The sequence below is a fragment of the Ruminococcus sp. CAG:379 genome, from assembly GCF_000434255.1.
In the GTDB taxonomy this organism is placed as follows: Bacteria; Bacillota; Clostridia; order Oscillospirales; family Ruminococcaceae; genus Ruminococcus_F; species Ruminococcus_F champanellensis.
Window position 1 is genome coordinate 1,013 of the sequence record NZ_FR894860.1, and the last position, 260, is coordinate 1,272.

At 56.5% G+C, this 260-nt stretch carries 1 protein-coding gene; it reads right to left on the reverse strand.

The window, feature by feature from the left end; all coding sequences use genetic code 11:
- A partial coding sequence (locus QVO51_RS03705; RefSeq protein ID WP_369677890.1) for a hypothetical protein occupies window positions 1-260 on the reverse strand: 260 nt, incomplete at both ends.

Consider the following 260-nt stretch of genomic DNA (forward strand, 5'->3'; position numbering starts at 1 on the left):
TTTTCGAGCATTTCACCCGCCTGACCGAGCTTGGCAAGAGCCGTACTGGAAGCCTCCGCCTCACGCTGGAGGTTCTGTAGCTCCTGTTCCGTCTCGATGATCTCACGCTGGAGTGCATCGTACTGCTCCTGCGAAATGTCGCCGTTGGCGAGAGCCGTGTTTGCCTGTTCCGCAGCGGTTTTCAGGGTTTCCAGCTTTTCTTTGGTAGCCGTCACCGCATCGGCGAGGAGCTTTTGCTTTTGCGATAGCAGTTCCGTGTT